The following is a 26,698-nucleotide window of genomic DNA, read 5'->3' on the forward strand; positions in this document are numbered from 1 at the left end:
TTGCCGGCCCCGCGGCATCCCTCGTGCTCGCGGCGCACCTTGCGGCTCGCGGCGCACGTTAGACCATGCGCCCCGGGCCACATCGTGCGCCCCCAGACCGGCCACCGGATGCTGACCGCCCGGACCGGACGTGCGCAGGGTGGCCGGAACCCTGCACGCGGCATCCGTTGCAACGACAGTCGTCGAATCGGAAACGCTGTATCCGTCGTTACCTAAACTCGGGCATATTCGCGACACGCCGCCTTCGCGAGCGGCTCAGACCGCGTGGCGCGAAAAAGTTCGAGTAAAGAAACGCTGACGGACGCTGAGCTGCCCGACCGTAGACCCCTCCGATTCCCGACCGACATCCGGTCTGGACTCCTCCCCGTCCTCATCCCCGTCCACCTACCGGTCCACCTAAGTGCCGACGGCCGAACGAATTCGACGGAGATTTTGCATTAAAAAGCCCAATTTCGGCCTGAAATGGCCGGTTCGCCTCAAAATCTCCGTCGAATTGGTTCGGAGCTCGTGTTTGGGAGCGGGAGCGGGGGCGGGGGGCGGGGGCGGAAGCGGGGACGGCGGGAGCGGGAGCGGGGACGGCGGGAGCGGGAGCGGGCGTCAGCCGTAGACCGGCTCGGCACCCGTGGCCTGCTCGATGATGCGCTCGAGTACCTCGGGAGCGGTCGTGTTCTCCCCCAGGCGGTTGGGCTTGCCCTCGCCGTGGTAATCGCTGGACCCGGTGACGAAGAGTCCGTACTTCTCGGCGAGCTCGTAGAGCCTGGCTTTCGCCTCCGGCCGGTTCTCCCGGTGCTCGAGCTCGAGGCCGAACAGTCCAGCCTCGACCAGCCGGGCCAGGTTCGCTTCCTGGATCACGTCGTCCACGCCCCGCGTCGCCGGGTGCGCGATGACCGGCACTCCCCCGGCGGCCCGCACCAGGGCGATGGCCCGCTGCGGTTCGGGCGCGTAGTGCGGCTGGTAGTAGCCGGCGTCCCAGTGCAGGATGCCCGCGAACGCCTCACTCCGGGTGAGCGCGAAGCCGCGCGCCACCAGGGCGTCGGCGATGTGCGGGCGGCCGACCGTCGCATCCGGGGTCGTCTGCTCGAGCACGTCGTCCCAGGTGAGGGCGTAGTCGGCGCCGATGCGTTCCACCATCTGCTCGGCGCGCACGAGCCGGGCCTGCCGCACGCGGGCGGTCTCGGCCACGATGCCGGCGTCGGACGGGTCGAACAGGTAGGCCAGCATGTGCACGCTGGCGAACCCCACCCGGGTGCTGAACTCCATGCCGGGAATGAGCGTGATCCCCTCGGCGCGCGCGGCGCCGGCGGCCTCGACCCAGCCGGCGGTGGAGTCATGGTCGGTGAGGGCGACCGTGCCGAGTCCGGCGGCCTTGGCGGCCCGCACGAGCTGCGACGGGGTTTCGGTGCCGTCGGAGACACTCGAGTGCGTATGCAGGTCAATCGGACTGCGGAATCGACGCTCACCTGGCATCCCCCCATGTTAGTTGCAGCCGCGCGGGTGCAGGCGTGTGGGCACCGCCGCGGTGCTGCAGCCGCAACGACGGAGGCTTCGCCCAGCCGGCTCGTCTAGCGTGGTCTGGCCATGACCCGACTGCTGACCGCCCTGACCGTTCCACTCGTCCTGGCGACCGCCGCCGCGCTGGCCGTGCTCGGCTGGCCGCAGTTGTTCAGGCTGCAGAACACCTGGGTGGCCGCGCACGCCGTGTCCCTGCGCGGACTCGAGGCGGCCGTGGCCGTCGGTGCCGTGGTGCTGGCCCTCGTGCTGTTGCTGTTCACGCGCGCCCGCCCGCTTCGTCGCCTGCTCGGCGCCCTGATCGTGCTCCTGCTGCTGTTCGGCGCCGGCAACGCGGGCCTCCTGATCGTGCGCGGGCTCGGCACCCGGGTACCTGCCACTGCCGCCACTGCCACAGCCACCGAGACGACGGATGCCGTCACCGTGCTCAGCTGGAACACGCTCGGCGACGCTCCGGGTGCCGCCGCCATCGCAGCGCTCGCCCTCGAGCAGGGCGCCGACGTCGTGACCCTGCCGGAGACCACCGAGGCGACCGGGGAGGCCGTCGCGGAGGCCATGAAGGCCGGCGGACGCCCGATGTGGGTGCACACCCTCGCCTTCGACCAGATCTCGAAGGCACGCTCCACGACCCTGCTGATCAGCCCGGACCTCGGCGACTACAGGGTTGCGAACGCGGCCGGTTCCGGGCCGCCGGGCAACACGAACGTTCTGCCCACGGTGGTCGCGGTCCCGGCCGACGGCACCGGTCCGACCATCATCGCCGTGCACGCCGTCGCCCCGATCCGGTTCGAGATGTCCAACTGGCGCTCGGACCTCGACTGGCTGGCCACCCAGTGCGGCGGCGGGAATGTGATCATGGCCGGGGATTTCAATGCGACGGTTGACCATTTGAGCGGCCGGGAGGCATCCGTGGGCGCCGTTCTCGGCCGCTGCCGGGACGCCGGCCTGGCGACGGGCTCGGGCGCGGTGGGCACCTGGCCGGCTTTCGCGCCTGCCCTGCTCGGCGCCCCGATCGACCACGTGCTCTCGACCCCGAACTGGCAGACGCAGAGCATGAGGGTGATCGAGACCGAGGATGCCGCGGGCAGCGATCACCGCCCCCTCGTCGCCACGCTCTCCCCCGCCCCTTGATCCCGCCCCTTGATCCCGCCCCCTGAACCCGCCCGCCTGATCCCGCCCCCGGAATCCGCCCGCTTGATCCCCGATCGGCCCGGCCAGAGTGCCCGTTTCGGTCGAGAGTGGCCGGTGCGCGGGTCACTCTCGACCGGAACAGGCACTATGCGGGGAGCAATGGGACAATGGCCGTATGGCTCATTCCACCGAAACCGCGATCACCCCCGCCCCGCGCACGAACGAGAACCGCTCGACCACGCCCGGTTCGGCGGGGTTCAAGGACTACATCTCCAGCGGCTGGGCCGAACGCGCCGAGGTCGTGCCGCCGGCGCGTGAGCAGGCAGGCTTCGCCGCCGCCCGCCGCGCCCGCCTCTCCGCGATGTACCCGGGGCAGCGCCTGATCGTCCCGGCCGGACGTCTGAAGCAGCGTTCCAACGACACCGATTACGCGTTCCGCGCGCACTCTGCGTTCGCCCACCTCACCGGGTGGGGCAGCGACGCCGAGCCCGGCGCCGTGCTGGTGCTCGAGCCCACTGCCGACGGCCACGACGCGACCGTCTACTTCCGTGAGCGCGCCGGGCGCGACTCGGACGAGTTCTACGCCAACTCCGAGATCGGCGAGTTCTGGATCGGCCCGCGCCCGTCGATCGCCCAGGTCGCCGGTGACCTCGCGGTCTCCGTGCGCGGCATCGCCGACCTGGCCGCCGTCTTCGCCGCGGTCGACACCGAAACGCTCGTGCTGAGGGAGGCCGACCCGGCCCTGACCGACGACGTGGACGAGGCCCGCCTCCGCTTCGCCGCCGAGAAGGTGCTCACCACGAACGCGGCCGATTCCCCGTTCAGCCTCGAGATCAACGCCGAACACGAACCGGACGACCACTTCGCTCGGGACCTGTCCGAGTTGCGCCTGGTCAAGGATTCCTACGAGATCGCCCAGATGCGCCTCGCCGTGGCGGCCACCGCGCGCGGCTTCGAGGACGTCATCCGCGACCTGCCCCGCTCGAGCGCGCACCTGCGCGGCGAACGACTGGTCGAGGGCGTGTTCAACACCCGCGCCCGGTCCGACGGGAACGCCGTCGGCTACGACACCATCGCGGCCTCCGGCCCGCACGCCTGCATCCTGCACTGGACCCGCAACGACGGCGCCGTGGTGCCGGGCGACCTGATCCTGATCGACGCCGGCGTCGAGGTCGACAGCTACTACACCGCCGATATCACCCGCACACTGCCCGTGGACGGCACCTTCACCGAGGTGCAGCGCCGCGTCTACGAGGCCGTGCGCGAGGCAGCGGATGCCGCGTTCGCCGTCGCGAAACCCGGCGCGGTGTTCCGCGACGTGCACGCCGCCGCGATGGAGGTCATCGCCCGCCGCACCGCGGAGTGGGGCATGCTACCCGTCACCGCCGAGGAAGCCCTGCTGCCCGACAACGGCCACCACCGCCGGTACATGGTGCACGGCACCAGCCACCACCTGGGCCTCGACGTGCACGACTGCGCCCAGGCACGCCGCGACATGTACATGGACGGCGTGATCGAGCCCGGCATGGTGTTCACGATCGAACCCGGCCTGTACTTCCAGCCCGACGACCTGACGGTGCCCTTGGAATACCGCGGCATCGGGGTGCGCATCGAGGACGACGTGCTGATCACCGCCGACGGCCCCGAGAACCTCTCGGCCGGCATCCCCCGCTCCGCGGCCGACGTCGAGGCCTGGATCGCGACCCTCACCGCCTAAAGCCCTTCTCGCCCGTCGCGAGAGCGCGAAGAACGCCCCTTCACGAACCGTGAAGGGGCGTTCTTGCGTTGCAGCCGGCGCCGCTACACGCTGTCGCGGGACGGCGGCGCGAACGGGGCTGCGGGCGGCGCAGCGGGCGGCTCGGTCGGCGGGGCGGCGGAGTACGGCGGCTCCGACGGATGCGGCAGGGGCGCCGCGGCGACGTCGGCGACGTGCCCGTGCAGGAGGTTGCGCGCCCGATTGACCAGGGCCGACTCGACGATCACCTGGTAGTTGCTCGCGATGACCTGCATGGTGGAGGTGAAGTCGCGGCGGCGACGGTTGAGCCCGTAGCTGACCAGCCCGAACAGCATGCCGAACCCGGCGCCGATCAGCACGGCGGCCAGCACGAACGGCAGGCCGGCCCCGGCGGGCGAGAAGATGAAGAACAGCAGTCCGAAGAAGACGCCCAGCCAGGCCCCGGATGCCGCCCCGGCGAGCGCGACGCGCCCCCAGGTGAGTTTGCCGGTGACCCGCTCGACGCTCTTGAGGTCGTTTCCGACGATGGAAAGCTGCTTCACGGGGAAGTCGGCCTTCGCCAGCTGGTCCACGGCTTCCTGCGCCTCGAAGTACGTCGCATACGTCGCCAGGACCTCGCCTTTGGGCAGAACGGGGAACAATGCGGGGCTCCGCCCGCCGAACGGACTCTGGTTACTCATGGCGCCATTCTCCCACAGGACCGATATCCCCTGAAGGTGGCCTAGATTTGTACTGTGAGTGCCACCAGAGTCTTTGTTGCCCGTTTGGCCGGGTGTACCGTTTTCGACCCCGCGGGAGACCGCGTGGGCAAGGTCCGCGACGTGTTGGTGGTCTACCGAAAAAACGACCCGCCCCTCGTCGTCGGCCTGATCGTGGAGATCCCGGGCAAACGCCGCGTGTTCGTCTCCATCGGACGGGTCACCAGCATCGGCTCCGGCCAGATCATCACGACCGGCCTGATCAACGTTCGCCGGTTCGAGCAGCGCGGCGGCGAAGTGCGCGTCATCGCCGAGATGCTCGGCCGCACGGTCGTCTTCAACGACGGCTCGGGCGAAGCGACGATCGAGGACGTCTCGATCGAGCAGGCCCCGCAGGGCGGCTGGGCGATCAGCCAGCTCTTCGTGCGCCGGCCCAAGACCAGCCTGTCCCTTTTCGCCAAGGGCGCCACGACCTTCGCCGCCTGGAACGAGGTGCGCGAGCAGACCACCGCCGGCCAGGCCCAGTCGGCCGAACAGCTGATCGCGACCTACTCCGACCTCAAACCAGCCGACCTCGCGAACACGCTGCTCGACCTGCCGCCGGAGCGCATGCACGAGGTCGCCGGCGAGCTGCCGGACGGCCGCCTCGCCGACGCGCTCGAGGAGATGCCCGAGCGCGAGCAGGTCAGCATCCTGACCCGGCTCGGCGACGCCCGCGCCGCCGACGTTCTCGACCACATGCAGCCCGACGACGCCGCGGACCTGATCGCGCAGCTGCCGGAAGAACTCGGCGAGCAGCTGCTCGACCTGATGGAACCGGAGGAGGCCGACGACGTCCGCTTCCTGCTGACCTACGCCCCCGACACGGCGGGCGGCCTGATGACGCCGGAGCCGATCATCGTCTCGGCCGATGCCACCGTCGCGGAGGGGCTCGCGCTCATCCGTCGCCACGATCTGGCCCCGGCCCTCGGCGCGGCCATCTGCGTCACCCTGCCGCCTTACGAGCCGCCGACCGGCCGCTTTCTCGGCATGGTGCATTTTCAACGGATGCTGCGCTACCCGCCCCACGAACGCCTCGGCACGCTGCTCGACCAGGGTCTCGATCCCGTCACCGCTGACACGTCGGCGGCGGAGGTCACCCGCATCCTCGCCAGCTACGACCTCGTCTCCGTGCCCGTCGTCGACGACAACCACCGACTCGTCGGGGTGGTGACGATTGACGATGTCCTCGACTATCTGCTGCCCGACGACTGGCGCAGCCACGACGGCAACGACGATGTGCGCCGCCGGGCCGCCGCCCGCACCGAACTGACCACGGGAAGCATCCCGCTGCAACACGGAAGGAGGACCGGCAATGGCCCGAGCTAACCGCTCCGATCTCCGTCTCGACTCACCGAAGGGTCTCCGCACCCCCGCCCTCGGCCGCAAGCGCCGCCGTAACCGCGACCGCGCCAGCCGCGACCGGTTCGGCCGCTTCACCGAGGCCATCGCCCGCGCCATGGGCACGCCCTGGTTCCTGCTCGGGCTGACCTTCTTCGCCGTGGGCTGGATCGCCTGGAACACGCTGGCCCCGCCGGCGTGGCGCTTCGACTCCGTCTCGCTCGGCTTCATCGCGCTCACCCTGGTCCTGTCGATGCAGGCCTCCTACGCGGCGCCGATGATCCTGCTGGCGCAGAACCGCCAGGACGACCGCGACCGGGTGCAGTTCGAACAGGACCGGCAGCGCGCCGAACGCAACCTCGCCGACACGGAATACCTCGCCCGCGAGGTCGTGGCCCTGCGCCTCGGGATGAAGGACCTCGCGTCGAAGGATTTCCTCCGGTCCGAACTGCGAGCCCTGCTCGAGAACCTGGAAGAACGCGAGGATCAGGACAAGCCCGCGCGGAAGCGCTCCCGCAAGGGCGACCGTGACCGCGACCGGGACGAGCGGTCGCCGGGTGCCTGATTTCTCCGCCGACCAGGTCCTGACGGCTCTGGGCCGGGTGATCGACCCCGAAATCCGCAGGCCGATCACCGACCTGGACATGGTCGCCGGGGTCGACGTCGTCGACGGCCACGCCGCCGTCGGCATCCGCCTGACCATCGCCGGTTGCCCGGCCGCCCGCCAGATCGAGCGCGACGTGCTTCAGGCCGCGGAGTCCGTGGCCGGGGCCGGCAACGTCACCGTGGACGTGACCGTGATGACCCCCGAACAGCGCCGGGCCATGACGGAGAAGCTCCGCGGCGGCGCCTCGCAGCGCAGCAACCAGTTCGGTCCCACGTCACTCACCCGGGTCTACGCCATCACCAGCGGCAAGGGCGGCGTCGGCAAGTCGACCATCACCGCGAACCTGGCCGTCGCGCTGGCCGCGCGCGGGCTGCGGGTCGGCATCGTCGACGCGGATGTCTACGGGTTCTCGATCCCCGGACTGCTCGGTCTCGTCACCGCGCCCTCCCCCGAGACGGGCAAGGCCGCCGCGGTGAAGCCGACCCAGGTGGGCGAGATGATCCTGCCGCCGATCGCCTTCGACGTGAAGGTCATCTCGATCGGCATGTTCGTCGAGGACGCGTCCGTCGCGGTGGCCTGGCGCGGTCCGATGCTGCACCGCACCATCACCCAGTTCCTCACCGACGTCTACTTCGGCGACCTGGACATCCTGCTGCTCGACCTGCCGCCGGGAACCGGAGACGTGGCCATCTCCATCGGCCAATTGCTCCCCCAGGCCGAGGTCATCGTCGTCACGACCCCGCAGCCGGCCGCCGCCGACATCGCCGAACGCAGCGGCGTCGTCGCCCGGCAGACCGGCCAGAGCATCTACGGCGTGATCGAGAACATGGCGGGCATCGTGCAGCCGGACGGCAGCGTGCTGGAGCTGTTCGGGTCGGGCGGCGGCGCGGAGGTCGCCCGCCGGCTCGGCGCCGGCCAGGATGCTCCCGTTCCCCTGCTCGCGCAGGTGCCGCTGAGCGTGCCGCTGCGAAGCGGCGGGGACAGCGGGGTGCCCGTGGTGCTGGGCGACCCGGACGACCCAGCGGCCATCGCCATCCGAGCGGTCGCCGACCGGCTCGCCACCCGGGCCAGGGGCCTCTCCGGGATGAATCTCGGCGTCACTCCCCGGCAGCCGCCGCCCGCCTAGACTGCGGGCATGCCTGCCTCCCCACCGAACCCGCCTGTCCCCTCCCCGCGGAACCCCGCCGCGCTGACCCCCGCCGCGTCGACTCCCGCCACGCTGCTTCCCGCCAGGCTGGGCGCCGCCGACATCGCCGCGCTCACCCGGGACATCCGTTCGCGGGCGGGCGCCACGATCGCGGTGATCACCCCGTTCACAGGCGAGCTGCTGCACGACCTGCCGGTCAGCCGGGTCAGCGATGTGCAGGAGGCCTATACCCGGGCGCGCCTCGCCCAGCTGGCCTGGGCGCGGGCCGGGTTCACCCACCGCCGCGCGGTGCTCCTGCGCGCCCACGACCTGATCCTCGAGCGCACCGAGCTGCTGCTCGACATCGTGCAGGCGGAGAGCGGGAAGACCCGCGGCCAGGCTTTCGAGGAGGTCGTCCAGGCGGCCGGCGCCACGCGGTACAACGCCATCGCCGCCGGCCGGGTGCTGCGGGGCGATCGGCGCTCCTCCGCCCTCCCCCTCGTGATCACCACGCGGGTGCGCTACCGGCCCAAGGGCACCGTCGGCGTGATCACGCCATGGAACTATCCGCTCAGCCTCGGCGCCATGGACGTGGCCCCGGCCCTGGCCGCTGGCTGCGCGGTGGTGCAGAAGGCGGACGACCAGGGCGCCCTGAGCATCCTCGCCCTACGGCGCGCGTTCATCGACGCCGGGGTCCCCGAGGCCCTCTGGTCGGTGGTCACCGGCGACGGTCCCGAGATCGGCGGCGCGGTCACCGACGCGGCCGACTACATCTGTTTCACGGGTTCGACCGCCACCGGGCGCACGATCGCGGCCCAGGCGGCCGGGAATCTCACCGGCGTCTCCCTCGAACTCGGCGGCAACAACCCCCTGATCGTGCTCGATGACGCCGATCCGGCCCGGGCGGCGGCCGACGCCGCCACGGCCTGCTTCACGGCGATGGGCCAGCTCTGCGTGTCGATCGAGCGCATCTACGTGCAGCGGGGCGTGGCGGACGCGTTCCTGCGCGAATTCGTGGCGGTCACGCGCGCCCTCGTGTCCGGCGCCGCCTACGACTATTCGACGGATGTCGGTTCCCTCACCTCGCAGGCCCAGCTGGACCGGGTGAGCGGGCAGGTGGCCGACGCGGTCGCCGCGGGCGCCGTGCTCGAAGCCGGCGGCCGGGCCCGCCCCGACCTCGGACCCTACTTCTACGAACCGACCGTGCTCACCGGGGTCACCGCCGAGATGGAGTGTTTCGCGTCGGAGACCTTCGGGCCGGTGGTGGCCGTGTCCGTGGTGGACACGGAGCAGGAGGCGATCCTCGCCGCCAACGACAGCGACTACGGGCTCAACGCGTCGGTGTTCTCCGGCTCCGTGCGACGGGCCCTGCGCGTGGCCGCCGGCATCGAGGCCGGCAGCGTGAACATCAACGAGGGATACCGCGGCTCGCTCTCTTCGGTCGCCGCCCCGATGGGCGGGGTGAAGCAGTCCGGCCTCGGCCGGCGCAACGGCCCGGAAGGCCTGCTCCGGTTCGTGGAGCCGGTGACGATCTCGCGCGCGACCGGCATCCTCCAGCTGCCGCGCACCGGCCGTGACTTCGAGCGGCTGGCAGGCCCGATGCTGCTGCTGTCCGCCGCACTGAAGGGCCTCCGGCGGCCCTGAGGCGGAGGCCCTGAGGCCGGGCGTCCGGCGCCGCGCTAGGGGGCTGCGGTCTCCGCCGGGGACCCGGCCTGCCCTGCCGCCGCCTTCCTGGCGGCCTTGTCCTGCTTCGACTTCTCCTGCTTTGACTTTTCCTGCTTCGACTGCGACTTGGACGTCGCCGCCGTCTTCTTGGCGGTCTCCTTGGCGGCCGACTTCGACGCGGACCTCGATTTCGACGCGGACCCCGATTTCGATTTCCTGGACGCGGGCTTCGTCTGCCCCGGCTGGGCCAGCGTCGCGGCGTAGTCCGGAACCGGACGGTTCAGCTCGCGGGGCGGGCGCTCGTAGTCCGCCGCGACGGGCCGCGACGGGATGTTCACCGTGGGCGGTTCACGGTGCTCATACGGCACGATCGACAGGAGGTGGCTGATCATGTTGAGTCGGGCTGCGCGCTTGTCCTCGCTCTCGACCACCCACCAGGGCGCCTCGGGCAGGTCGGTGTGCACGAACATCTCGTCCTTGGCCCGGGAGTAGTCCACCCACTTGGTGATCGAGAACAGGTCCGTCCCCGAGAGCTTCCACCGCCGCATCGGGTCCTTCAACCGAGACCGGAAGCGCGCCTCCTGCTCGTGGTCGGACACCGAGAACCAGTACTTGACGAGCAGGATGCCGTCTTCGACCAGCATCCGTTCAAACAGCGGTGCCTGGTGCAGGAACCGGCGGTACTCGTCCGGCGTGCAGTAGCCCATCACGTGCTCAACGCCGGCGCGGTTGTACCAGGACCGGTCCATCAGCACGATCTCACCGGTCGAGGGCAGGTGCTCGATGTAGCGCTGGAAGTACCACTGCCCGCGCTCGCGCTCGGTCGGCACGGGCAGCGCGACGATGCGAGCGATCCGGGGGTTGAGGAACTCGGTCACCCGCTTGATCGCCGACCCTTTTCCGGCCGCGTCCCTGCCCTCGAAGATCACGACGATCCGGGCCCCGGAATCCTTGACCCACTCCTGCATGGCGACCAGTTCGGTCTGCAAACGCCGCAGTTCGGCGCTGTAGACGGCAAGGTTGACCCGCTTGGGCTTCGTTCGCGGATTCGACTCGGGGTTCGACATGGGCACGCTCCTCATACACCTGGCTTCAGCGTAGCGTGAGCGCCTAGCCCGATCCGGACGGCCTGATTACTCTGTGCAGGACAGGTGTGTCCAGCACCTGCCGACGAACACGAGAGCAGGATCTTGCCACAGCCCCAAACCCTCATTTCGTCGGTCCAGCGCGCGCTCAAGCTGGTGGACATCGTCGCCGACGCGGCCGGGCCGTTGCCGGTGAAGGCCATCGCGCGCGCGTCCGGACTCAGCCTCGGCACCGCCTACAACCTCACCCGCACCCTCGTGCACGAGGGTTACCTGGCCGCCGAGCCGGACGGCCTCGTGCTCGGGGCGCGCTTCCCGAGCCTGCGCGGCGACGACGGTCCCGGCGTGTTCACCGCCTTCGTGCGGCAGACCCTGCGCCGGGTCGCCCGGGAGCACGCCTCACCGGCCCAGTTCACGCGCTACCAGGCCGGCGAGGTGCACCTGGTGGACAGCGTCGACGCCGCCGGGGCGCCCAGGGTCGGCTTCCGGGCCGGTGCACCGCCGGCCGCCGTCGGGCGACAGATCCTGGCCCAGCTCAGCCGGGAGCAGCGCTCTGACTACCTGTCCCGGCATCCGTCGGAGCCGCCGCCCGCGCACTCCGCCGGCAACCGGCGAGTGCTTCGGGGCCAGCGACCACCCGGCACGGATGCCCCCGTTTCGCCCGATCCGGACCGGCTCGCCGCCTGCATCGCGGTCCCGGTTCGCGCCCCCGGCCTGATCGCGGTCCTGGCCGTCTCCGTGCCGGGTGACGGGGTCGACGCCGGAGCCGTGGTGCGGCGGCTGCGGGTCGCCGCCGACATCCTCTCGTGCCAGTTGGGCGCCTCCCCCCTGACCTAGTGGCCCACCGGGTCGCCCACCTCGGCGGCCCTCCCCCGCTCCCCCTCCCGCACGCCCTCCCCGCGGTTCCCCTAACGAATTCGACGGAGATTTTTCCGAATCAGCCCCAAATCGGCCCTAATCGGCCCTGAAACCGACTTCGAACTCAAAATCTCCGTCGAATTGGTTCGGCGCCCCGCGAACCGGTCAGGTGGCTTCGGAGTCGAACGGCGCCGGTTGCTGCGAGGCGGCCGCTTCACGGGCGCGCTTGCGTTGCAGGTAGGCCCCGTCCGGGTTGACGCCGGCCCGGGAGACGACGGCGGACTGTTCCTTCACCGGCTCGTCATCGCTGAGTGCTTCCCGGATGATCCGGCGCGGGTCATACTGACGCGGGTCGAGTTTCTTCCAGTCGACGTCGTCGAAGTCCGGACCCATCTCGTCCCGCATCCGGTCTTTGGCGCCGTTCGCCATGTTCCGGAGCTGCTTCACCAGGCGCGCGAGCTGCGCCGCGTAGTGGGGCAGTTTCTCCGGTCCGAGCAGGAAGACGGCGACAATCCCGATCAGGAGGATCTTCTCGAACGTCAGTCCAAACATTCACTCAGAATAACCCCCGGCGAGGCCTCCCCCGACCAGGCCCGGCCCACCCCTAGGCTTGACCCATTCACCTACTGGAGTTGCACTGTGTCTGACAAAGATCTGAACTGGAAGTTCTCCGACGATTCCGTCGTGGAATCCGACGCTGTGGCCAGGGCCAGGCAGCAATCCCTCGAGCTCGGGATCGACTCGATCTCGCCGGCCGTCGGTGCGCAATCCGCCGTGATCGCCGCGGCGACCGGGGCACGGAGCATCCTCGAGGTGGGTACCGGGGCCGGAGTCTCGGGCATCTGGCTGCTCAGGGGCGCTCCCGGCGCCACGCTCACGTCGATCGACACCGAGGTCGACCACCAGCTGCACGCCCGGGCCAGCTACCTCGAGGCCGGCATCCCCGCGAACCGGGTGCGCCTGATCACGGGCCGCGCCGCCGATGTGCTGCCGCGGATGAATGAGAACTCCTACGACATCGTCTTCGTGGACGCCGACCCGCAGTCCGTGATCGAGTACGTCGAGCATGCCCTGCGCCTGGCGCGTCCGGGTGGAACCGTTCTCGTGGCCCACGCGCTCTGGCGCGGCCGGGTCGCCAACCCCGCCCAGCGCGACGATGTGGCCACCGGTTTCCGCACCCTGCTGACCGAGATCGCATCCTCGACCGCCGTGATCAGCGCGCTCTCGCCGGTGGGCGACGGGCTGCTGCAGATCACCAAGATCCGCGCCTGAGCTGATCGGCGACCGTCCGGCCAAGCGGCCGTCCGCCTGGGCACAAGAAAATCGGCCACGCAGCCTGAGCCGCGTAGCCGATTTCGGTGATGTTTTGGGACGTGACTACACGGTCGACTGGACTACGCCGGCGAGTGCATCGTGAAGCTCTTTTGCTTCAGCGTCGTTCACAGAGACGACGAGTCGGCCTCCACCTTCGAGCGGAACCCGCACGATGATGAGGCGCCCCTCTTTTACAGCCTCCATTGGCCCGTCTCCGGTCCGTGGCTTCATGGCCGCCATGAACTCCCCTTCCATTCATTCGTCTGAACCTCCATTATCGACCATTGCGGCCCGAGACAGTAATTAGCGGCCCCGCCAGCCGCTAGGGCGGCGTCCAGTCCGCGCCGTCGACGCCCCAGCACAGCAACAACCAGCCCCACTGCCCGAGGATGCCCGCCAGCACCAGGGCGATGCGGTACCCGGTGTTCCGCGGCGGGGCGAGCGCTCCGAGCAGCGGGAACATCGGCATCAGCAGCCGGAACGTACTCGACTGCGGGAAGAAGACCGCGAGCAGGTACAGCGCGTAGCTGGCCAACCACAGGCGCAGATCGACGCCGAGACGCTTCACCGGGGGCAGGAATAACGCCGCGCCGAACAGGAGAATCAGCACGATGACGGCGACGATGCCGAGCGGCATCCCCAGCCACCAGACCCCGCTCTGGAACCACGCGGTGAACGGGATGAGCTCCTGGTAACCGATGTACGGCGCCCGCCAGGCGAGTTCGGTGTCGGTGTACGCGGTGATCGACCCGGTGCCGATCCAGGCGATGGCCGGCCAGGCGAGTCCCACGAGCAGGCTGTACCCGGTGACGGATGCCGCCAGCACCCGGTCCGCCGCCGGGAACGGGTCCTGCCGGCGCGTGACAGCGCGGTACACCGTGTGCAGCCCCAGGGCGAGCGCGAAGGCGAGGCCACTCGGCCGCGTCAGGGCCATCACGGTGATCACCGGGAACAGCAAGGCGTAGCGACGTTGCAGCAGCAGGAGCAGGGCCAGGGTCAGCAGGAACAGGTACATCGACTCGGCGTAGCCGAACTGCAGGAGCGGCGACAGCGGCGCCACGCAGAACAACACCACCGAGAACAGAGCCGTCGACGAGTCCAGCACCCGTCGCATCAGCCGGTAGAACAGCAGTGCCGCGCCGAGGCTGAAGGCCACGGACACGAGGACGGCCATGGGCGCCCACGGCTGCCCGACCAGCACCATCAGCAGGCGCACGATCGCCGGATATCCGGGCATGAACGCCCAGGCGCTCTCCCCCACGTGCCCGTCCGCGGTGAACGGCAGGGTGGAGGGGTAGCCGACGACGGCAACGATGTTGTACCAGCGGCCGTCCCACATGTTCGCGAAGTCCGCGTATCCGGGCGAAGCGGACGTCCACGCGTTGGGTCCCTGCACGTTCGCCAGGAGCAGCACCAGCGCGGTGGTGACGATCCGGGACGCCGCCCAGATCAGGGTGACCCGCGCCCACCACGGGGTGGCGCGATAACGGGCCCGCCACGGGGCGGGCAGCACGGCTACCCGACGGGTGCGCTCAGCCATGAACGGAGGCCGTCCTCGCACTCCGTGATCTGCTGCAGGGCGACGCGCTCGTCGTCCGCGTGGGCCTTGAGCGGGTCACCCGGGCCGTAGTTGACGGCCGGGACGCCGAGCGCGGAGAAGCGTGCGACATCCGTCCAGCCGTATTTGGGGCGCGCCTCGCCGCCGACCGCGGCCATGAATTCCCGGGCCAGGACCGCGTCGAGCCCGGGGTGGGCTCCTTCCGCCCGGTCGACGATCGTGATCTCGTAACCCTGGAAGAGGTCCTCCAGGTGCATGACGGCCTCCGCCGACGTGCGACTGGGGGCGAACCGGTAGTTGACGTGCACCATGCACTCGTCGGGGATCACGTTGCCGGCGATGCCGCCGCTGATGCCGACCGCGTTCAGGCCCTCCCGGTAGACGAGACCCTCGACCTCGACCTCGCGCGCCTGATAGCCGGCAAGGATCTCGAGGATGGGTCCGACCTTGTGGATGGCGTTGTCGCCGACCCAGCTGCGCGCCGAGTGCGCGCGCAAACCGAAGGTGCGGATTTCGACGCGCACATTGCCGTTGCAGCCGCCCTCGATCCGGCTGTTGGTCGGCTCGCCGAGAATAGCGAAGTCGCCCTCGAACAGGTCGGGCCGGTTCCGGGCCAGGCGGCCGAGGCCGTTGAGGTCGTCGGCGACCTCCTCGTGGTCGTACCACATCCAGGTCACGTCGACGACGGGTTCGGTCAGTTCGGCGGCCAGCTTCAGCTGCACGGCCACGCCGGCCTTCATGTCGACCGTGCCGCGGCCCCAGAGGTAGTCGACACCGTCGATGGTCTCGAACCGGGTCGGCAGGTTGCGGTTCAGCGGAACCGTGTCGATGTGGCCGGCGATGACCACGCGCTGGGCCCGGCCGAGGTTCGTGCGGGCGACCACCGTGTCGCCGTCGCGGATGATCTCGAGGTGATCGAACCCGGCGAGCGCCTGCTCGATGGCATCGGCCAGGGCCGTTTCGTTGCCGGAGACCGACTCGATGTCGCAGATCACGCGGGTGAGTTCGATCGAGGACGCGGACAGGTCTAGAGTCACGGGGTTCTGGGGCACTCTACTAATCTAGAGCCATGACCACCGCCGTGTCCCCGCCGCCCGCCGTCCCCTCGAACGCCTGGGGCTACGGCCTGGCCACGGTCGCTGGCGACGGCACCGTGCTGGACACCTGGTTTCCGGCTCCCCGGCTCGGCACCCTGCCGGCGGGCCGCGACCGCTGGATCGTGCCGTCCGAGCTGGAGGAATTCGCGCGCGAGGATCCGCGCCGGAACGTCCGGGTGGAAGCCGTCACGGTGGAGATCGATCTTGCTGCCGCGCCGACCGGAACCTCCGACGCCTACCTGCGCCTGCATCTGCTATCCCACCTCCTCGTGCTTCCGAACAGCATCAACCTCGACGGCATCTTCGGCCACCTCCCCGCCGTGGCCTGGACCAACGCGGGCCCCATGCTGCCCGCCGATTTCACCCGGCTTCGCCCCTCGCTGCAGCGTCACGGCATCCAGACGACCGGGATCGACAAGTTCCCGCCGCTGCTCAACTACGTCACGCCCGACCGGGTCAGGATCGCGGATGCGTCCCGGGTGCGCCTCGGGGCCCACCTCTCCCCCGGCACGACCGTCATGCACGAGGGGTTCGTCAACTTCAACGCAGGCACGCTCGGCACCTCCATGGTGGAGGGCCGGATCTCCCAGGGCGTCGTCGTCGACGACGGCGCCGACATCGGCGGCGGGGCCTCGATCATGGGGACGCTGTCCGGCGGCGGCACCGAACGCGTGTCGATCGGCAAGCGCGCCCTGCTCGGCGCGAACTCGGGCGTCGGCATCTCGATCGGCGACGACACCGTGGTCGAGGCGGGCCTCTACGTGACGGCCGGCACCAAGGTGCTGCTGCCCGGCGCGCCGCGCACGGCGGATGGCGCCCTGCGCGCTGTGAAGGCCGTCGAACTCTCCGGGGTGCCCAACCTGCTGTTCCGTCGCAACTCGGTCTCCGGCGCGGTCGAGGTCCTGCAGCGCGACGGAACCGGCATCGTCCTGAACGACCAATTGCACGCATAACCTCGATTCCGGCATCCTTCTCGGGGTACGCTGCGAATCGAGAAGGAGTGACGTGGGAACCGACGCACCGCGCAGTAAACGCCACCGCAGGTTCGGGCTGGCCGTCACCGTCCTGGCCGTGTGCCTGAGCCTCGTGCTGCTGGCCTCCGGGGCGGGCGTCTGGACCGTGACCCGGTCGTTCCCGACGGTGTTCGGCGAGATCGCGCTGCGCGGCCTGGCAGCGGATGTCACGGTGTACCGGGACGAGGCCGGCATCCCCCAGATCGTCGCGAACACCGCGACCGACCTGTTCCGCGCCGAAGGCTACGTGCACGCCCAGGACCGGTTCTGGGAGATGGACTTTCGCCGGCACGTGACCAGCGGGCGGCTCTCCGAGCTCTTCGGGGCGAGCCAGGTCGGCACGGACACGTTCATCCGCACCCTCGGCTGGCGCGCGGTGGCCGAGCAGGAGGTCGCCCAGCTCGACCCCGTCACGCTGAGCTACTACCAGGCCTACGCGGAGGGCGTGAACTCCTACCTGGCCACGCACGAGGGCGCCGACCTCTCCCTCGAGTACGTGGCGCTGGCCCTGCAGAATCCCGGCTACACGCCCGAACCGTGGACCCCGGCCGACTCGGTCGCGTGGCTGAAGGCCATGGCCTGGGACCTGCGCTCCAACCTCGACGACGAGGTGGACCGGGCCCTCCTCGCCGGTAGTTTCAGCCCGGACGAGGTGGCGCAGCTGCATCCGTCGTACTCCTACGCGGATCATCCGACGATCCTCGACGGGGCGCCTCCCGAGCAGGCGGAGGCCGCAGCGGACGACGGGAACGTGAGCGACGGACAGACCGACGGTTCGGGCGACGGTTCGGCCGACGGGATAACCGGGGAGCCGGCCCAAACCGCTCTCGCCTCCGCCCTGACCGGGCTGCACGGCACGCTCGCGGGGGTGCCGGAGCTGCTCGGCCCGGCCGGTGCCGACAACGAGCTCGGCTCGAACTCCTGGGTGGTGTCCGGCGCGCACACGGACACGGGCAAACCGATCCTGGCCAACGATCCGCACCTGGGCGCGGTCATGCCCTCGGTCTGGTACCAGGTGGGCCTGCGGTGCCGCACCCTCAGCGCGGAGTGCCCGTTCGACCTCGCCGGGTACGGTTTCTCCGGGCTGCCGGGCATCATCATCGGCCACAACAGCCGCATCGCCTGGGGCTTCACGAATCTGGGGCCGGATGTCGCGGACCTCTACCTGGAAAAGGTCACCGGCAGCACCTACGAATACGACGGGGCACAGAAGCCCCTGCTGGTGCGCAACGAGCGGATCAAGGTGGCGGGCGGCGACCCGGTGAAGATCCAGATCCGGGCGACGGAGCACGGCCCGATCGTCAGCGGCCTGGACGGCACCGCCTTTCCGGGGATCGCGACGGAGTACCCGTCGGCGATCGACCTGCCCGACCTCGCCGTGCCGGAGGCCCCGGCAGCCCCGGCCGACCCGGCCGCGGCGGCACCCGCAGCGGCGCCGGCTCCCGAACCCACGAGCTACCAGCTGTCGCTGCAGTGGACGGCACTGACACCCGGGCGCACGGCATCCGCTGTCTTCGCTCTCGACGCCGCCACCGACTGGGCGAGCTTCCGGGCGGCGGCCCAGCTGTTCGACGTGCCGTCGCAGAACCTCGTCTACGCGGACGTGGACGGCAACGTCGGCTACCAGGCGCCCGGCCTGATCCCGATCCGCCGCGCCGGGGACGGCACCGTGCCGGCGCCCGGCTGGACCAGCCAGTACGGGTGGACCGGCTACATCCCGTTCGAGGAGCTGCCGCAGTCATACAACCCGCCGGCCGGCTTCATCGTGACCGCCAACAACTCCCCCGTCGGCCCGGACTACCCGTACCTCATCACCAAGGACTGGGACCTCGGCTACCGTGCGACGGAGATCACGAAACGCCTGCAGGCCAGCATCGATGCCGCCACCCCCCTCACCACAGCCATGATGAGCGAGATCCAGGCCGACACCTACAGCCCCCTGGCGGCCGCCCTCGTGCCCGCGCTGAAGAAGATCGCGCCCACCGACAAGACCCGGGCCGCCCTCGCCCTCTTCGACCACTGGGACTACCACCTCGACGCGGACAGCGCGGCAGCCGCCTACTTCAACATCATCTGGCGCAACCTGCTCGTGAACATGTTCGACGGCAAGCTCCCGGAAGGAACCTCGCTCACCGGCGGTGACCGTTCGTTCGCGATCGTGATCGGACTGCTCAACACCCCCGACTCGCCCTGGTGGAACAACGACAAGGTCGGGGCCGCGGGCCGCGACAGTATGCTCAAAAAGGTGGTCGGTCAGGCCGCCGCGGAGGCCGAGAAACTGATGGGGCCGGATGTCTCCGGCTGGGAGTGGGGCCGCATCCACACCCTCGAGATGACGCATGCGAGCTTCGGCAAATCCGGGATCGCACCGCTGGAGTGGCTCTTCAACCGCGGGCCGTATCAGGTCGCGGGCGGGTCATCCGTCGTCGACGCGGTCGGCTGGGACGCGACGGCCGGTTACGCGGTCGACTGGGTGCCGTCGATGCGCCAGGTCGTGAGCCTGGCGGACTGGGACAGGTCGACCTGGCTGAACCTGACCGGCAGTTCGGGGCATGCGTTCCACCCGAACTACGACGACCAGACCGAGCTCTGGCAACGCCAGGAGACCCGGCCGTGGCTCTTCTCGCTCGGCGCCGTCAAGGCGGCGGCCACCAACACCCTCGTGCTGCGTCCGCTCACCCGAACCAGGTGAGCGGTGCCGGCTCGGCTGCCTAGCGGCGCGGGAAGTCGCGGGCCGGGGAACCGATGTAGAGCTGCTGCGGGCGACCGATCTTGGTGGTCGGGTCCTCGTTCATCTCGCGCCAGTGGGCGACCCACCCGGGCAGGCGGCCGATCGCGAAGAGCACCGTGAACATGCTCGTGGGGAATCCCATGGCCTTGTAGATGACGCCGGTGTAGAAGTCGACGTTCGGGTACAGCTTGCGTTCCTTGAAGTAGTCGTCGTTCAGGGCGATGTGCTCGAGTTCCTTGGCGATGTCGAGCAGGTCGTCCTTGACGCCCAGGGCGGCGAGCACCTCGTCGGCGCTCTCCTTGACCAGCGTCGCCCGCGGGTCGTAGTTCTTGTAGACCCGGTGGCCGAAGCCCATCAGGCGAACGCCCTGTTCCTTGTTCTTGACGCGCTCGACGAACTTCTCGACGCCTTCACCGGATGCCTTGATCTCGCCGAGCATCTTCAGGACGGCTTCGTTCGCGCCGCCGTGAAGCGGGCCGGAGAGCGCGTTGATGCCCGCGGACACCGAGGCGAACAGGTTGGCTTCGGTGGAGCCGACGAGGCGCACCGTCGAGGTCGACGCGTTCTGCTCGTGGTCCTCGTGCAGCATCAGCAGGCGCTCGAGCGCCTTGCTGACCACGGGGTTGACCTCGTAGGGTTCGGCGAGGGTGCCGAAGATGAGGCGCAGGAAGTTGTCCACGTAGCCGAGCGAGTTGTCGGGGTAGAGGAACGCCTGGCCGATGCTCTTCTTGTAGGCGTAGGCGGCCATCACGGGCAGCTTGGCGAGCAGGTGCACGGTGGCCAGTTCGACCTGTTCCGGGTCGTTCGGGTTGAGCGAGTCCTGGTAGTACGCGGCCAGCGCCGACGTGCCGGCGGACAGAACGGCCATCGGGTGGGCGTTGTAGGGCAGCACGTCGAAGAGGCCCTTGAGGTCTTCATGCAGCAGGGTGTGGCGACGGATGCGGGTGTCGAACGCTTCGAGTTCGCTCGCGCTGGGCAGGGTGCCGTAGATCAGCAGCCAGGCGGTCTCGAGGAAGTTCGAGTTCTGGGCGATCTGCTCGATCGGGAAGCCGCGATAGCGGAGGATGCCCTTGTCGCCGTCGATGAAGGTGATCGCCGAGCGGGTCGCCGCGGTGTTCACGAACCCGGAGTCGAGCGTGATCAGGCCCGACTGGCGGGTGAGGGTGGAGATGTCGATGCCCGACGCGCCGGCGGTGCCGCGCACGATCGGTAAGTCTGCGGACCCGCCCGGGAACGTCAGCGTGGCTCGCTGGGGTTCGATGGACGGTTCGCCGGCCGGTACGTTCGCGGCCTCATCGGCCGGCTCGCTGGCTGGTGTTCGCTGCGCAATGTCGCTCACGGCGGCTCCCTGGGTCTGACTGAGTGTCACTGAATATCACTACCTAACCGTCTGGTGACTGACCGTCTGTGGCGATTGGCCACAGCACACCGATGTGTCTGTAGACGTCAACGCGGATACAGCCTAATAGGCTCAGCCGCCTACTGTTGCATTCGCCAAGAATGCCCCCTCTCGGTTAGAGGTAGTTGACAAGGCCGCGGATGCCTGATTCACCCGGCCCGGAGCCTCGCTGCGGCGGCCCCGATTCGCTCATCGGTGGCCGTGAGCGAGAAGCGCACGTGCTGGGGATATCCGTCGCCATAGAAATGGCCGGGGCCGGCGAGGATGCCCAGATCCGCCAGACGGGCGATCGATTCCCACGCGTCGACACCCTCGGTGGCCCACAGGTACAGCCCCGCCTCGCTGTGCTCGACGCGGAAGCCGGCCGCGACCACGGCGGGCAGCAGCACGGCACGGCGTGACCGGTACCGTTCACGCTGCACGGCCACGTGCTCGTCGTCGCCCAGCGCGGCCACCATGGCGGCCTGCAGGGGTGCGGGAAGCATCAGGCCGGCATGCTTGCGCACGGTCAGCACCCGCGCGAGCAGGTCGGCGCAGCCGGCGGCGAACGCCCCGCGGTAGCCGGCCATGTTCGACTGCTTGCTCAGGGAGTAGATCGCCAGCACGTTGCTTCGGTCGGTGCCGGCGACCCGAGGGTCGAGGATGCTGGGGATCGGCTCGGTGTCCCAGCCGTCGGTCCAGCCCAGTTCGGCGTAGCACTCGTCCGAGACGATCACCGCGCCGAGCTCCCGGGCCCGATCGACCGCGGCACGGAGGTGCGCGACCGGGAGCACCCGGCCGTCCGGGTTGCCCGGGCTGTTCAGCCAGATCAGCCTGGTCGTGGCCGGCCACTCGGCCGGGTCGTCGGAGGCGAGCGCCTCGGCCCCGGCGATGGCCGTGCCGATGCTGTAGGTCGGGTAGGCGGCCAAAGGGTGCACCACCGTGTCGCCCTCACCGACGCCGAGCATGAACGGCAGCAGCGCCACCATCTCCTTGGACCCGATGGTCGGCAGCACATTCTTCTCGGTGAGGCCGATGACGCCGCGCCGGCGCCCGTACCAGGCGATGATCGCCTGCAGCAGCTCCGGGGTCCCGGCGGTCTGCGGGTAGGCGTGGGCGTCGGTGGCGGCCGCCAGCGCCGTGCGAATGACCTCGGGCGTCTGGTCGACCGGGGAGCCGATCGACAGGTCGACGATGCCGTCGGCGTGGGCGCGGGCCCGGGCCGCGAACGGAACCATCTGGTCCCACGGGTAGTCGGGGAGCGGCTTCAGCACGCGCAGGTCACGCCTGGACCTGCGGGGGCAGGGCGGCAATGATGGGGTGGTCCTTGTGGATCACGCCGATTTTGGCCGCGCCGCCGGGAGAGCCGAGGTCGTCGAAGAACTCGACGTTGGCCTTGTAGTACTCGGCCCACTGCTCGGGGGTGTCGTCTTCGTAGTAGATGGCCTCGACCGGGCAGACGGGCTCGCAGGCACCGCAGTCGACGCATTCGTCGGGGTGGATGTAGAGCGAGCGGTCACCCTCGTAGATGCAGTCGACCGGGCATTCGTCGACGCAGGCGCGGTCTTTCACATCGACGCACGGCAGTGCAATGACGTATGTCACGGGTGGGGAGCTCCCTTCACGAGCGGAATATCAGTCTATTGCGAACCCGGCCGGGCCGGAATTCGAGGCCAGGCGAGCACGAGGGTGGCCACCAGCGCCGGCACGACGGTCCACAGCATGCCGGGAAGGCCCTGGGGAACGAGCACGGAGCCCCCCGTGCTGCGCAGCGACAGCAGGAAGATGCTGCCGAGCAGCCCCAGCGCGCAGAACAGGACGATCATGCGGTCGCCGAGCACCAGACGGAGGCCGACCAGCAGCGCGGTCACTCCGGTCAGGGCCAGGATCAGTCCCACCGGGATCGTGACCGGTCCGATCGGCACGGTGGCCTGGTGCGCGATGGTGCCGACCACGCCGAAGGCCGCACCGATCAGCAGGGCGAAGACGCCGGCCAGGGCGCGGCTGACCAGTCCCGGCTCCGCGGCGACCTCGGCGGCGGCCCGGTGCGGGGATTCCAGGCGCAGATAGGTCTCGGTGCCGCCGATCACGACCGGCACGGCGCCCGTGCCTGAGCCCGTGCCGGTGTTTGGGCCCGTGCCGGCGCCGACCGGGAGCACGGTGTGACCCGTGACGCTCCAGCGCCCGGGGTAGGCCCAGACGGCTCGCAGCTTCTGCTCGACGTGGTCGCTGACGTCGATCGCGACGATGCGCTGGCCGATGGCCCCCGACACGCTGCGGCTGGCGAAGACGGGCACGTGCAGGGTGTCGGCGGCCCCGACGGCCGCGTCGCGGAGGCGCTCGTCCTCGGTGCCGATCACGAGGGCGGTGGCCTGAATCTCGTCGAGCACGTCGGCCACGGCCGCGGCCAGGGCCTGCCGGTCCGGCCCGGCTTCCGGCGAGGCGACGGATGCCGCGGGCAGCATCCGCCAGTCGCTCACGTCCAACTCCGCCATCGCCGAGCCCACGGCGGCGTCGTCGCCCCCGGCGGCGGCGCCGGACGCCCCGAACAGCACGACGACCTCGGCTCCGTCGGAGCGCAGCCGGGAGATAGTGCCTCCGGTGAGCAGGGCCTCCTGACCGGGACGGTCGTGCAGGAACACGACTCGCTCTGCGCTGCCGGACATGACCATCGATGAGCTCCACTGCGGTTGTGACGGGCGGACACCCACCGATGCATAATAGCTGGACACAGGCGCGGAATCGAAGCTAGAGTGTGCTGGGTTAGGTTAGCCTAACCACACTTACCCGCCAGGCCACCAGCAATGTGAACCAGGACGTACCGTGCTCGCCAACTACCTGATCGGCCTCCGCGAAGGTCTCGAAGCCGCTCTGATCGTGACCATCCTCGTGGCCGACGTCGACGATCGGCCGCCGTTCAGGCCACCGGCGAGTCCACGCTGCCGCTGGCCGGAGCCGCGTTGGGCATCCTCACCGCAGTCGTCCTCGGCTGGCTGATCTACGCGGGCATGGTGAAGATCAACCTCGCGAGGTTCTTCACCTGGACCGGGCACCATCAACTTCTCCCCCGCCACCACCTGGCTGCAGCTGGTCGCCTGGCTCGGGTACACGATCCCGGTGATGACGCTCTTCATCCGGCAGGGCCGCCAGGGCAGCCGGCCGCGCCTCGCCGCTCCGGAACAGGCGGCGTCCGACCGGGGGCCCGCCTCGGTCACGCACTGACCGTTCCCGAGCTTGCCGCCGACAGTGCCCGTTCCGGTCGAGAGTGACCGGCGAAGCGGTCACTCTCGACCGGAACGGGCACTAAAGGGAGGGCGGGGAGGGGCCGGGTATTAGGCGGCCGGGTTGACCGTGTAGAGCACGCCCTCGGGGGTGCCGGCGAGCACGACGGACCAGGTGCCGTTCGTCAGAGCGGCCACGCCGGCCTCGCCGACGTTCGCGGTGGCACTCGTGTCGGAGCTGAAGCCGGCGTCCTCGAGCTTCTTCTTGGCATCGGCGAGGGGGTCGGCGGCCGAAGTGGCGACCGTGACCACCCAGCCCGTGTCGCCGTTCGTCGTGTTTGCGGCGCCGAAGCCGAGGTTCCCGTCGATGACCGGGATCTCCTTGGGCCAGCCCGCCGGCAGCTCCCCGGCGAGGCTCACGTCGCCGCCGGTGGCCTCTTTCACGGCTCCGTTGACCGCACCGCCGACCGTTGCGCCGGAACAGCCGGAGAGCAGGAGCATCGCTGCCACGGCAACGGCCGCCACTCGTGCACATTTCATTTCCATCGTCAGGCTCGTTTCTGGTGTCGTTTGTGCGTGGTCGTGAAACCACGCGTTGTCGTTAAACCACGAAACCGCAGGGGCCGGGCGATGAGAATCCATCCCCAGACCCGCTGCGGTTTACGTTGGGGTGCTAGTTCGCGTCCTGCTTCTTCAAGCGGGAGACGTTGCGCTGACGTGCCGAAGCGGCCAGCTCGACCTTGCGGATGCGCACGACGGCGGGGGTGACCTCGACGCACTCGTCTTCGCGGGCGAACTCGAGGCACTGCTCGAGCGTGAGCTGCTTGGACGGGGTCATCGACTCGAACGTGTCGGAGGTGGACTGACGCATGTTGGTCAGCTTCTTCTCTTTGGTGATGTTCACGTCCATGTCGTCGGCGCGCGAGTTCTCGCCGATGACCATGCCCTCGTAGACCTCTTCGGTCGGGTTGACGAAGAACGACATCCGCTCCTGCAGGGCGATGATGGCGAACGGCGTGACGACACCGGAGCGGTCGGCCACGATCGAGCCGTTGGTGCGGGTCGTGATGGTGCCGGCCCAGGCCTCGTAGCCGTGGAAGATCGCGTTGGCGATACCGGTTCCGCGGGTGTCCGTGAGGAACTCGGTGCGGAAGCCGATCAGGCCGCGCGACGGAACGATGAATTCCATCCGGACCCAGCCGGTGCCGTGGTTCGCCATGTTCTCCATGCGACCCTTGCGGGCGGCGAGGAGCTGGGTGATCGCGCCGAGGTACTCTTCGGGCGAGTCGATGGTGAGGTGCTCGTACGGCTCGTGGATCTTGCCGTCGACGCGCTTCACGACCACCTGCGGCTTGCCGACGGTGAGTTCGAAGCCTTCACGGCGCATCTGCTCGACCAGGATGGCGAGGGCGAGCTCGCCTCGGCCCTGAACCTCCCAGGCGTCCGGGCGTCCGATGTCGATCACACGGAGCGAGACGTTGCCGACGAGTTCCTTGTCGAGACGGTCCTTGACCATGCGGGCGGTGAGCTTGTGGCCCTTGACCTTGCCGATCAGCGGCGAGGTGTTGGTGCCGATGGTCATCGAGATGGCGGGGTCGTCGACCGTGATGGTCGGCAGCGGCCGCGGGTCTTCGGGGTCGGCGAGGGTCTCACCGATGGTGATGTCCGCGAATCCGGCGACGGCGACGATGTCGCCGGGGCCGGCGCTCTCGGTCGGGTAGCGGTCGAGGGCCCGGGTGATCATGAGCTCGGTGACACGCACGTTCGCGATGGTGCCGTCGTGCTTGATCCAGGCGACCGTCTGGCCCTTCTTGATGGTGCCCTGGAAGATGCGCAGCAGCGCGAGGCGACCGAGGAACGGCGAGGAGTCGAGGTTGGTGACCCAGGCCTGCAGCGGGTGCTCGTCGTCGTAGACCGGCGCCGGGATGTGCTGGAGGATGGCTTCGAACAGCGGCTCGAGGTCTTCGTTGTCGGGCAGCTGGCCGTTCTCGGGCTTGTTCAGGCTGGCGGAACCGTTACGGCCGGACGCGTAGACGACGGGCACGTTCAGCACCAGGTCGAGGTCGAGGTCGGGCACGTCGTCGGCCATGTCGCTGGCGAGGCCGAGGAGCAGGTCCTGGCTTTCCTCGACGACCTCGTCGATGCGCGCATCGGGACGGTCGGTCTTGTTGACCAGGAGGATGACGGGCAGGTGGGCCTCGAGGGCCTTGCGCAGCACGAAACGGGTCTGCGGCAGCGGGCCCTCACTGGCGTCGACGAGGAGCACGACACCGTCGACCATGGACAGGCCGCGCTCGACCTCGCCACCGAAGTCGGCGTGGCCGGGGGTGTCGATCACGTTGATGGTGATGGGACCGTCGGTCGCGTGGATGCCCTTGTACGAGATCGCCGTGTTCTTGGCGAGAATCGTGATGCCCTTTTCGCGCTCGAGCTCGTTCGAGTCCATGGCGCGCTCCTCGGTGTGGGAGTGCTCGGCAAACGAGTTGGTCTGCTGGAGCATCGCGTCAACCAGCGTGGTCTTGCCGTGGTCGACGTGGGCGACGATTGCGACATTTCGGAGGTTATTGCGCGTGGCAATCGCCATGAAGTAGA

The 26,698-nt window shown here is 69.5% G+C and carries 22 protein-coding genes and 1 pseudogene; 10 read left to right on the forward strand and 13 right to left on the reverse strand.

Going from position 1 to position 26,698, the window contains the following annotated elements; genetic code table 11:
- Window positions 1-597 precede the first annotated feature (597 nt).
- Window positions 598-1,467 carry a PHP domain-containing protein gene (locus E3T24_RS08875; protein WP_134365561.1) on the reverse strand — a complete coding sequence of 290 codons (870 nt, stop codon included), beginning with the start codon at window positions 1,465-1,467 and terminating at the stop codon, window positions 598-600.
- A gap of 111 nt (window positions 1,468-1,578) precedes the next feature.
- On the opposite strand from E3T24_RS08875, the gene E3T24_RS08880 reads away from it, so the two are divergent.
- Window positions 1,579-2,640: an endonuclease/exonuclease/phosphatase family protein gene (locus E3T24_RS08880; protein ID WP_174235671.1), complete on the forward strand. Its 1,062-nt coding sequence runs from the start codon at window positions 1,579-1,581 to the stop codon at window positions 2,638-2,640.
- A gap of 175 nt (window positions 2,641-2,815) precedes the next feature.
- Window positions 2,816-4,357 carry an aminopeptidase P family protein gene (locus E3T24_RS08885; protein WP_134365562.1) on the forward strand — a complete coding sequence of 514 codons (1,542 nt, stop codon included), beginning with the start codon at window positions 2,816-2,818 and terminating at the stop codon, window positions 4,355-4,357.
- Between the two features lie 83 nt (window positions 4,358-4,440).
- Here E3T24_RS08885 and E3T24_RS08890 read toward each other — a convergent pair whose 3' ends face one another.
- The gene (locus E3T24_RS08890; protein WP_134365563.1) at window positions 4,441-5,055 is read right to left on the reverse strand and encodes a general stress protein; all 615 of its coding nucleotides are present in this window, start codon (window positions 5,053-5,055) and stop codon (window positions 4,441-4,443) included.
- A 54-nt stretch (window positions 5,056-5,109) separates the two neighbouring features.
- Here E3T24_RS08890 and E3T24_RS08895 point away from each other — a divergent pair, with 54 nt between their 5' ends.
- From E3T24_RS08895 to E3T24_RS08910, 4 genes are read left to right on the forward strand one after another with little or no spacing between them, the layout of a single operon-like run.
- The gene (locus E3T24_RS08895) at window positions 5,110-6,441 is read left to right on the forward strand and encodes a CBS domain-containing protein (RefSeq protein ID WP_134365564.1); all 1,332 of its coding nucleotides are present in this window, start codon (window positions 5,110-5,112) and stop codon (window positions 6,439-6,441) included.
- The gene (locus E3T24_RS08900) at window positions 6,428-7,018 is read left to right on the forward strand and encodes a DUF1003 domain-containing protein (RefSeq protein WP_134365565.1); all 591 of its coding nucleotides are present in this window, start codon (window positions 6,428-6,430) and stop codon (window positions 7,016-7,018) included. The genes E3T24_RS08895 and E3T24_RS08900 overlap by 14 nt, the downstream gene beginning before the upstream one ends.
- Window positions 7,011-8,186: a P-loop NTPase gene (locus E3T24_RS08905; RefSeq protein WP_134365566.1), complete on the forward strand. Its 1,176-nt coding sequence runs from the start codon at window positions 7,011-7,013 to the stop codon at window positions 8,184-8,186. The genes E3T24_RS08900 and E3T24_RS08905 overlap by 8 nt, the downstream gene beginning before the upstream one ends.
- A gap of 9 nt (window positions 8,187-8,195) precedes the next feature.
- On the forward strand, window positions 8,196-9,830 hold the full coding sequence (locus tag E3T24_RS08910; protein ID WP_134402940.1) for a succinic semialdehyde dehydrogenase: 1,635 nt from the start codon (window positions 8,196-8,198) through the stop codon (window positions 9,828-9,830).
- Window positions 9,831-10,096: 266 nt separating this feature from the next.
- On the opposite strand, the pseudogene ppk2 reads toward E3T24_RS08910, so the two are convergent.
- Window positions 10,097-10,918 (reverse strand): annotated as a pseudogene (ppk2, locus tag E3T24_RS08915) (polyphosphate kinase 2); the annotation flags it as partial.
- Window positions 10,919-11,041: 123 nt separating this feature from the next.
- Between ppk2 and E3T24_RS08920 the strand changes: the two are divergent.
- Window positions 11,042-11,773: a helix-turn-helix domain-containing protein gene (locus E3T24_RS08920; RefSeq protein WP_241976006.1), complete on the forward strand. Its 732-nt coding sequence runs from the start codon at window positions 11,042-11,044 to the stop codon at window positions 11,771-11,773.
- Window positions 11,774-11,959: 186 nt separating this feature from the next.
- On the opposite strand, the gene E3T24_RS08925 is transcribed toward E3T24_RS08920, so the two are convergent.
- The gene (locus E3T24_RS08925; protein WP_134365569.1) at window positions 11,960-12,346 is read right to left on the reverse strand and encodes a twin-arginine translocase TatA/TatE family subunit; all 387 of its coding nucleotides are present in this window, start codon (window positions 12,344-12,346) and stop codon (window positions 11,960-11,962) included.
- A gap of 87 nt (window positions 12,347-12,433) precedes the next feature.
- Here E3T24_RS08925 and E3T24_RS08930 point away from each other — a divergent pair, with 87 nt between their 5' ends.
- A complete protein-coding gene (locus tag E3T24_RS08930) occupies window positions 12,434-13,066 on the forward strand; it encodes an O-methyltransferase (protein ID WP_134365570.1) in 633 nt (210 codons plus the stop codon).
- A gap of 105 nt (window positions 13,067-13,171) precedes the next feature.
- Here E3T24_RS08930 and E3T24_RS08935 read toward each other — a convergent pair whose 3' ends face one another.
- From E3T24_RS08935 to dapE, 3 genes are all read right to left on the reverse strand, one after another.
- Window positions 13,172-13,348, reverse strand: a complete 177-nt coding sequence (locus E3T24_RS08935; protein WP_134365588.1) for a DUF3117 domain-containing protein — start codon at window positions 13,346-13,348, stop codon at window positions 13,172-13,174.
- Window positions 13,349-13,430: 82 nt separating this feature from the next.
- Window positions 13,431-14,648: a hypothetical protein gene (locus E3T24_RS08940; protein ID WP_241978662.1), complete on the reverse strand. Its 1,218-nt coding sequence runs from the start codon at window positions 14,646-14,648 to the stop codon at window positions 13,431-13,433.
- Complete coding sequence (gene dapE / locus E3T24_RS08945) at window positions 14,624-15,718, reverse strand: succinyl-diaminopimelate desuccinylase (protein ID WP_241978663.1); 1,095 nt, start codon at window positions 15,716-15,718, stop codon at window positions 14,624-14,626. Before dapE ends, E3T24_RS08940 begins: the two co-directional genes overlap by 25 nt.
- Before the next feature lie 17 nt (window positions 15,719-15,735).
- On the opposite strand from dapE, the gene dapD reads away from it, so the two are divergent.
- Window positions 15,736-16,716, forward strand: coding sequence for a 2,3,4,5-tetrahydropyridine-2,6-dicarboxylate N-succinyltransferase (dapD, locus tag E3T24_RS08950; protein ID WP_134365571.1), 981 nt, complete (start codon window positions 15,736-15,738; stop codon window positions 16,714-16,716).
- A 52-nt stretch (window positions 16,717-16,768) separates the two neighbouring features.
- Complete coding sequence (locus E3T24_RS08955; protein WP_241978664.1) at window positions 16,769-19,468, forward strand: penicillin acylase family protein; 2,700 nt, start codon at window positions 16,769-16,771, stop codon at window positions 19,466-19,468.
- Between the two features lie 19 nt (window positions 19,469-19,487).
- Here the strand turns inward: E3T24_RS08955 and E3T24_RS08960 are convergent, their stop codons facing one another.
- The 6 genes from E3T24_RS08960 to typA form a co-directional block, all read right to left on the reverse strand.
- Window positions 19,488-20,768: a citrate synthase gene (locus E3T24_RS08960; RefSeq protein WP_134365592.1), complete on the reverse strand. Its 1,281-nt coding sequence runs from the start codon at window positions 20,766-20,768 to the stop codon at window positions 19,488-19,490.
- Window positions 20,769-21,055: 287 nt separating this feature from the next.
- Window positions 21,056-22,159, reverse strand: a complete 1,104-nt coding sequence (gene dapC / locus E3T24_RS08965; RefSeq protein WP_277871427.1) for a succinyldiaminopimelate transaminase — start codon at window positions 22,157-22,159, stop codon at window positions 21,056-21,058.
- Between the two features lie 7 nt (window positions 22,160-22,166).
- Window positions 22,167-22,490, reverse strand: a complete 324-nt coding sequence (gene fdxA, locus E3T24_RS08970) for a ferredoxin (RefSeq protein WP_134365572.1) — start codon at window positions 22,488-22,490, stop codon at window positions 22,167-22,169.
- 35 nt (window positions 22,491-22,525) lie between these two features.
- Window positions 22,526-23,551, reverse strand: a complete 1,026-nt coding sequence (locus E3T24_RS08975; protein WP_134365573.1) for a hypothetical protein — start codon at window positions 23,549-23,551, stop codon at window positions 22,526-22,528.
- Window positions 23,552-24,217: 666 nt separating this feature from the next.
- Complete coding sequence (locus tag E3T24_RS08985; protein ID WP_134410005.1) at window positions 24,218-24,646, reverse strand: hypothetical protein; 429 nt, start codon at window positions 24,644-24,646, stop codon at window positions 24,218-24,220.
- A gap of 133 nt (window positions 24,647-24,779) precedes the next feature.
- On the reverse strand, window positions 24,780-26,690 hold the full coding sequence (gene typA, locus E3T24_RS08990) for a translational GTPase TypA (protein WP_134365575.1): 1,911 nt from the start codon (window positions 26,688-26,690) through the stop codon (window positions 24,780-24,782).
- Window positions 26,691-26,698 lie beyond the last annotated feature (8 nt).

Source organism: Cryobacterium sp. TmT2-59, from assembly GCF_004403545.1.
GTDB classification, from domain to species: Bacteria; Actinomycetota; Actinomycetes; order Actinomycetales; family Microbacteriaceae; genus Cryobacterium; species Cryobacterium shii.

Bases quoted from the DNA above. Each gene is read 5' to 3' on its own strand.
- E3T24_RS08875 (WP_134365561.1), bottom strand. From the start codon at position 1,467: ATGCCAGGTGAGCGTCGATTCCGCAGTCCGATTGACCTGCATACGCAC.
- E3T24_RS08880 (WP_174235671.1), top strand. From the start codon at position 1,579: ATGACCCGACTGCTGACCGCCCTGACCGTTCCACTCGTCCTGGCGACC.
- E3T24_RS08885 (WP_134365562.1), top strand. From the start codon at position 2,816: ATGGCTCATTCCACCGAAACCGCGATCACCCCCGCCCCGCGCACGAAC.
- E3T24_RS08890 (WP_134365563.1), bottom strand. From the start codon at position 5,055: ATGAGTAACCAGAGTCCGTTCGGCGGGCGGAGCCCCGCATTGTTCCCC.
- E3T24_RS08900 (WP_134365565.1), top strand. From the start codon at position 6,428: ATGGCCCGAGCTAACCGCTCCGATCTCCGTCTCGACTCACCGAAGGGT.
- E3T24_RS08910 (WP_134402940.1), top strand. From the start codon at position 8,196: ATGCCTGCCTCCCCACCGAACCCGCCTGTCCCCTCCCCGCGGAACCCC.
- E3T24_RS08925 (WP_134365569.1), bottom strand. From the start codon at position 12,346: ATGTTTGGACTGACGTTCGAGAAGATCCTCCTGATCGGGATTGTCGCC.
- E3T24_RS08935 (WP_134365588.1), bottom strand. From the start codon at position 13,348: ATGGCGGCCATGAAGCCACGGACCGGAGACGGGCCAATGGAGGCTGTA.
- E3T24_RS08940 (WP_241978662.1), bottom strand. From the start codon at position 14,648: ATGGCTGAGCGCACCCGTCGGGTAGCCGTGCTGCCCGCCCCGTGGCGG.
- dapD (WP_134365571.1), top strand. From the start codon at position 15,736: ATGACCACCGCCGTGTCCCCGCCGCCCGCCGTCCCCTCGAACGCCTGG.
- E3T24_RS08975 (WP_134365573.1), bottom strand. From the start codon at position 23,551: ATGTCCGGCAGCGCAGAGCGAGTCGTGTTCCTGCACGACCGTCCCGGT.
- E3T24_RS08985 (WP_134410005.1), bottom strand. From the start codon at position 24,646: ATGAAATGTGCACGAGTGGCGGCCGTTGCCGTGGCAGCGATGCTCCTG.
- typA (WP_134365575.1), bottom strand. From the start codon at position 26,690: ATGGCGATTGCCACGCGCAATAACCTCCGAAATGTCGCAATCGTCGCC.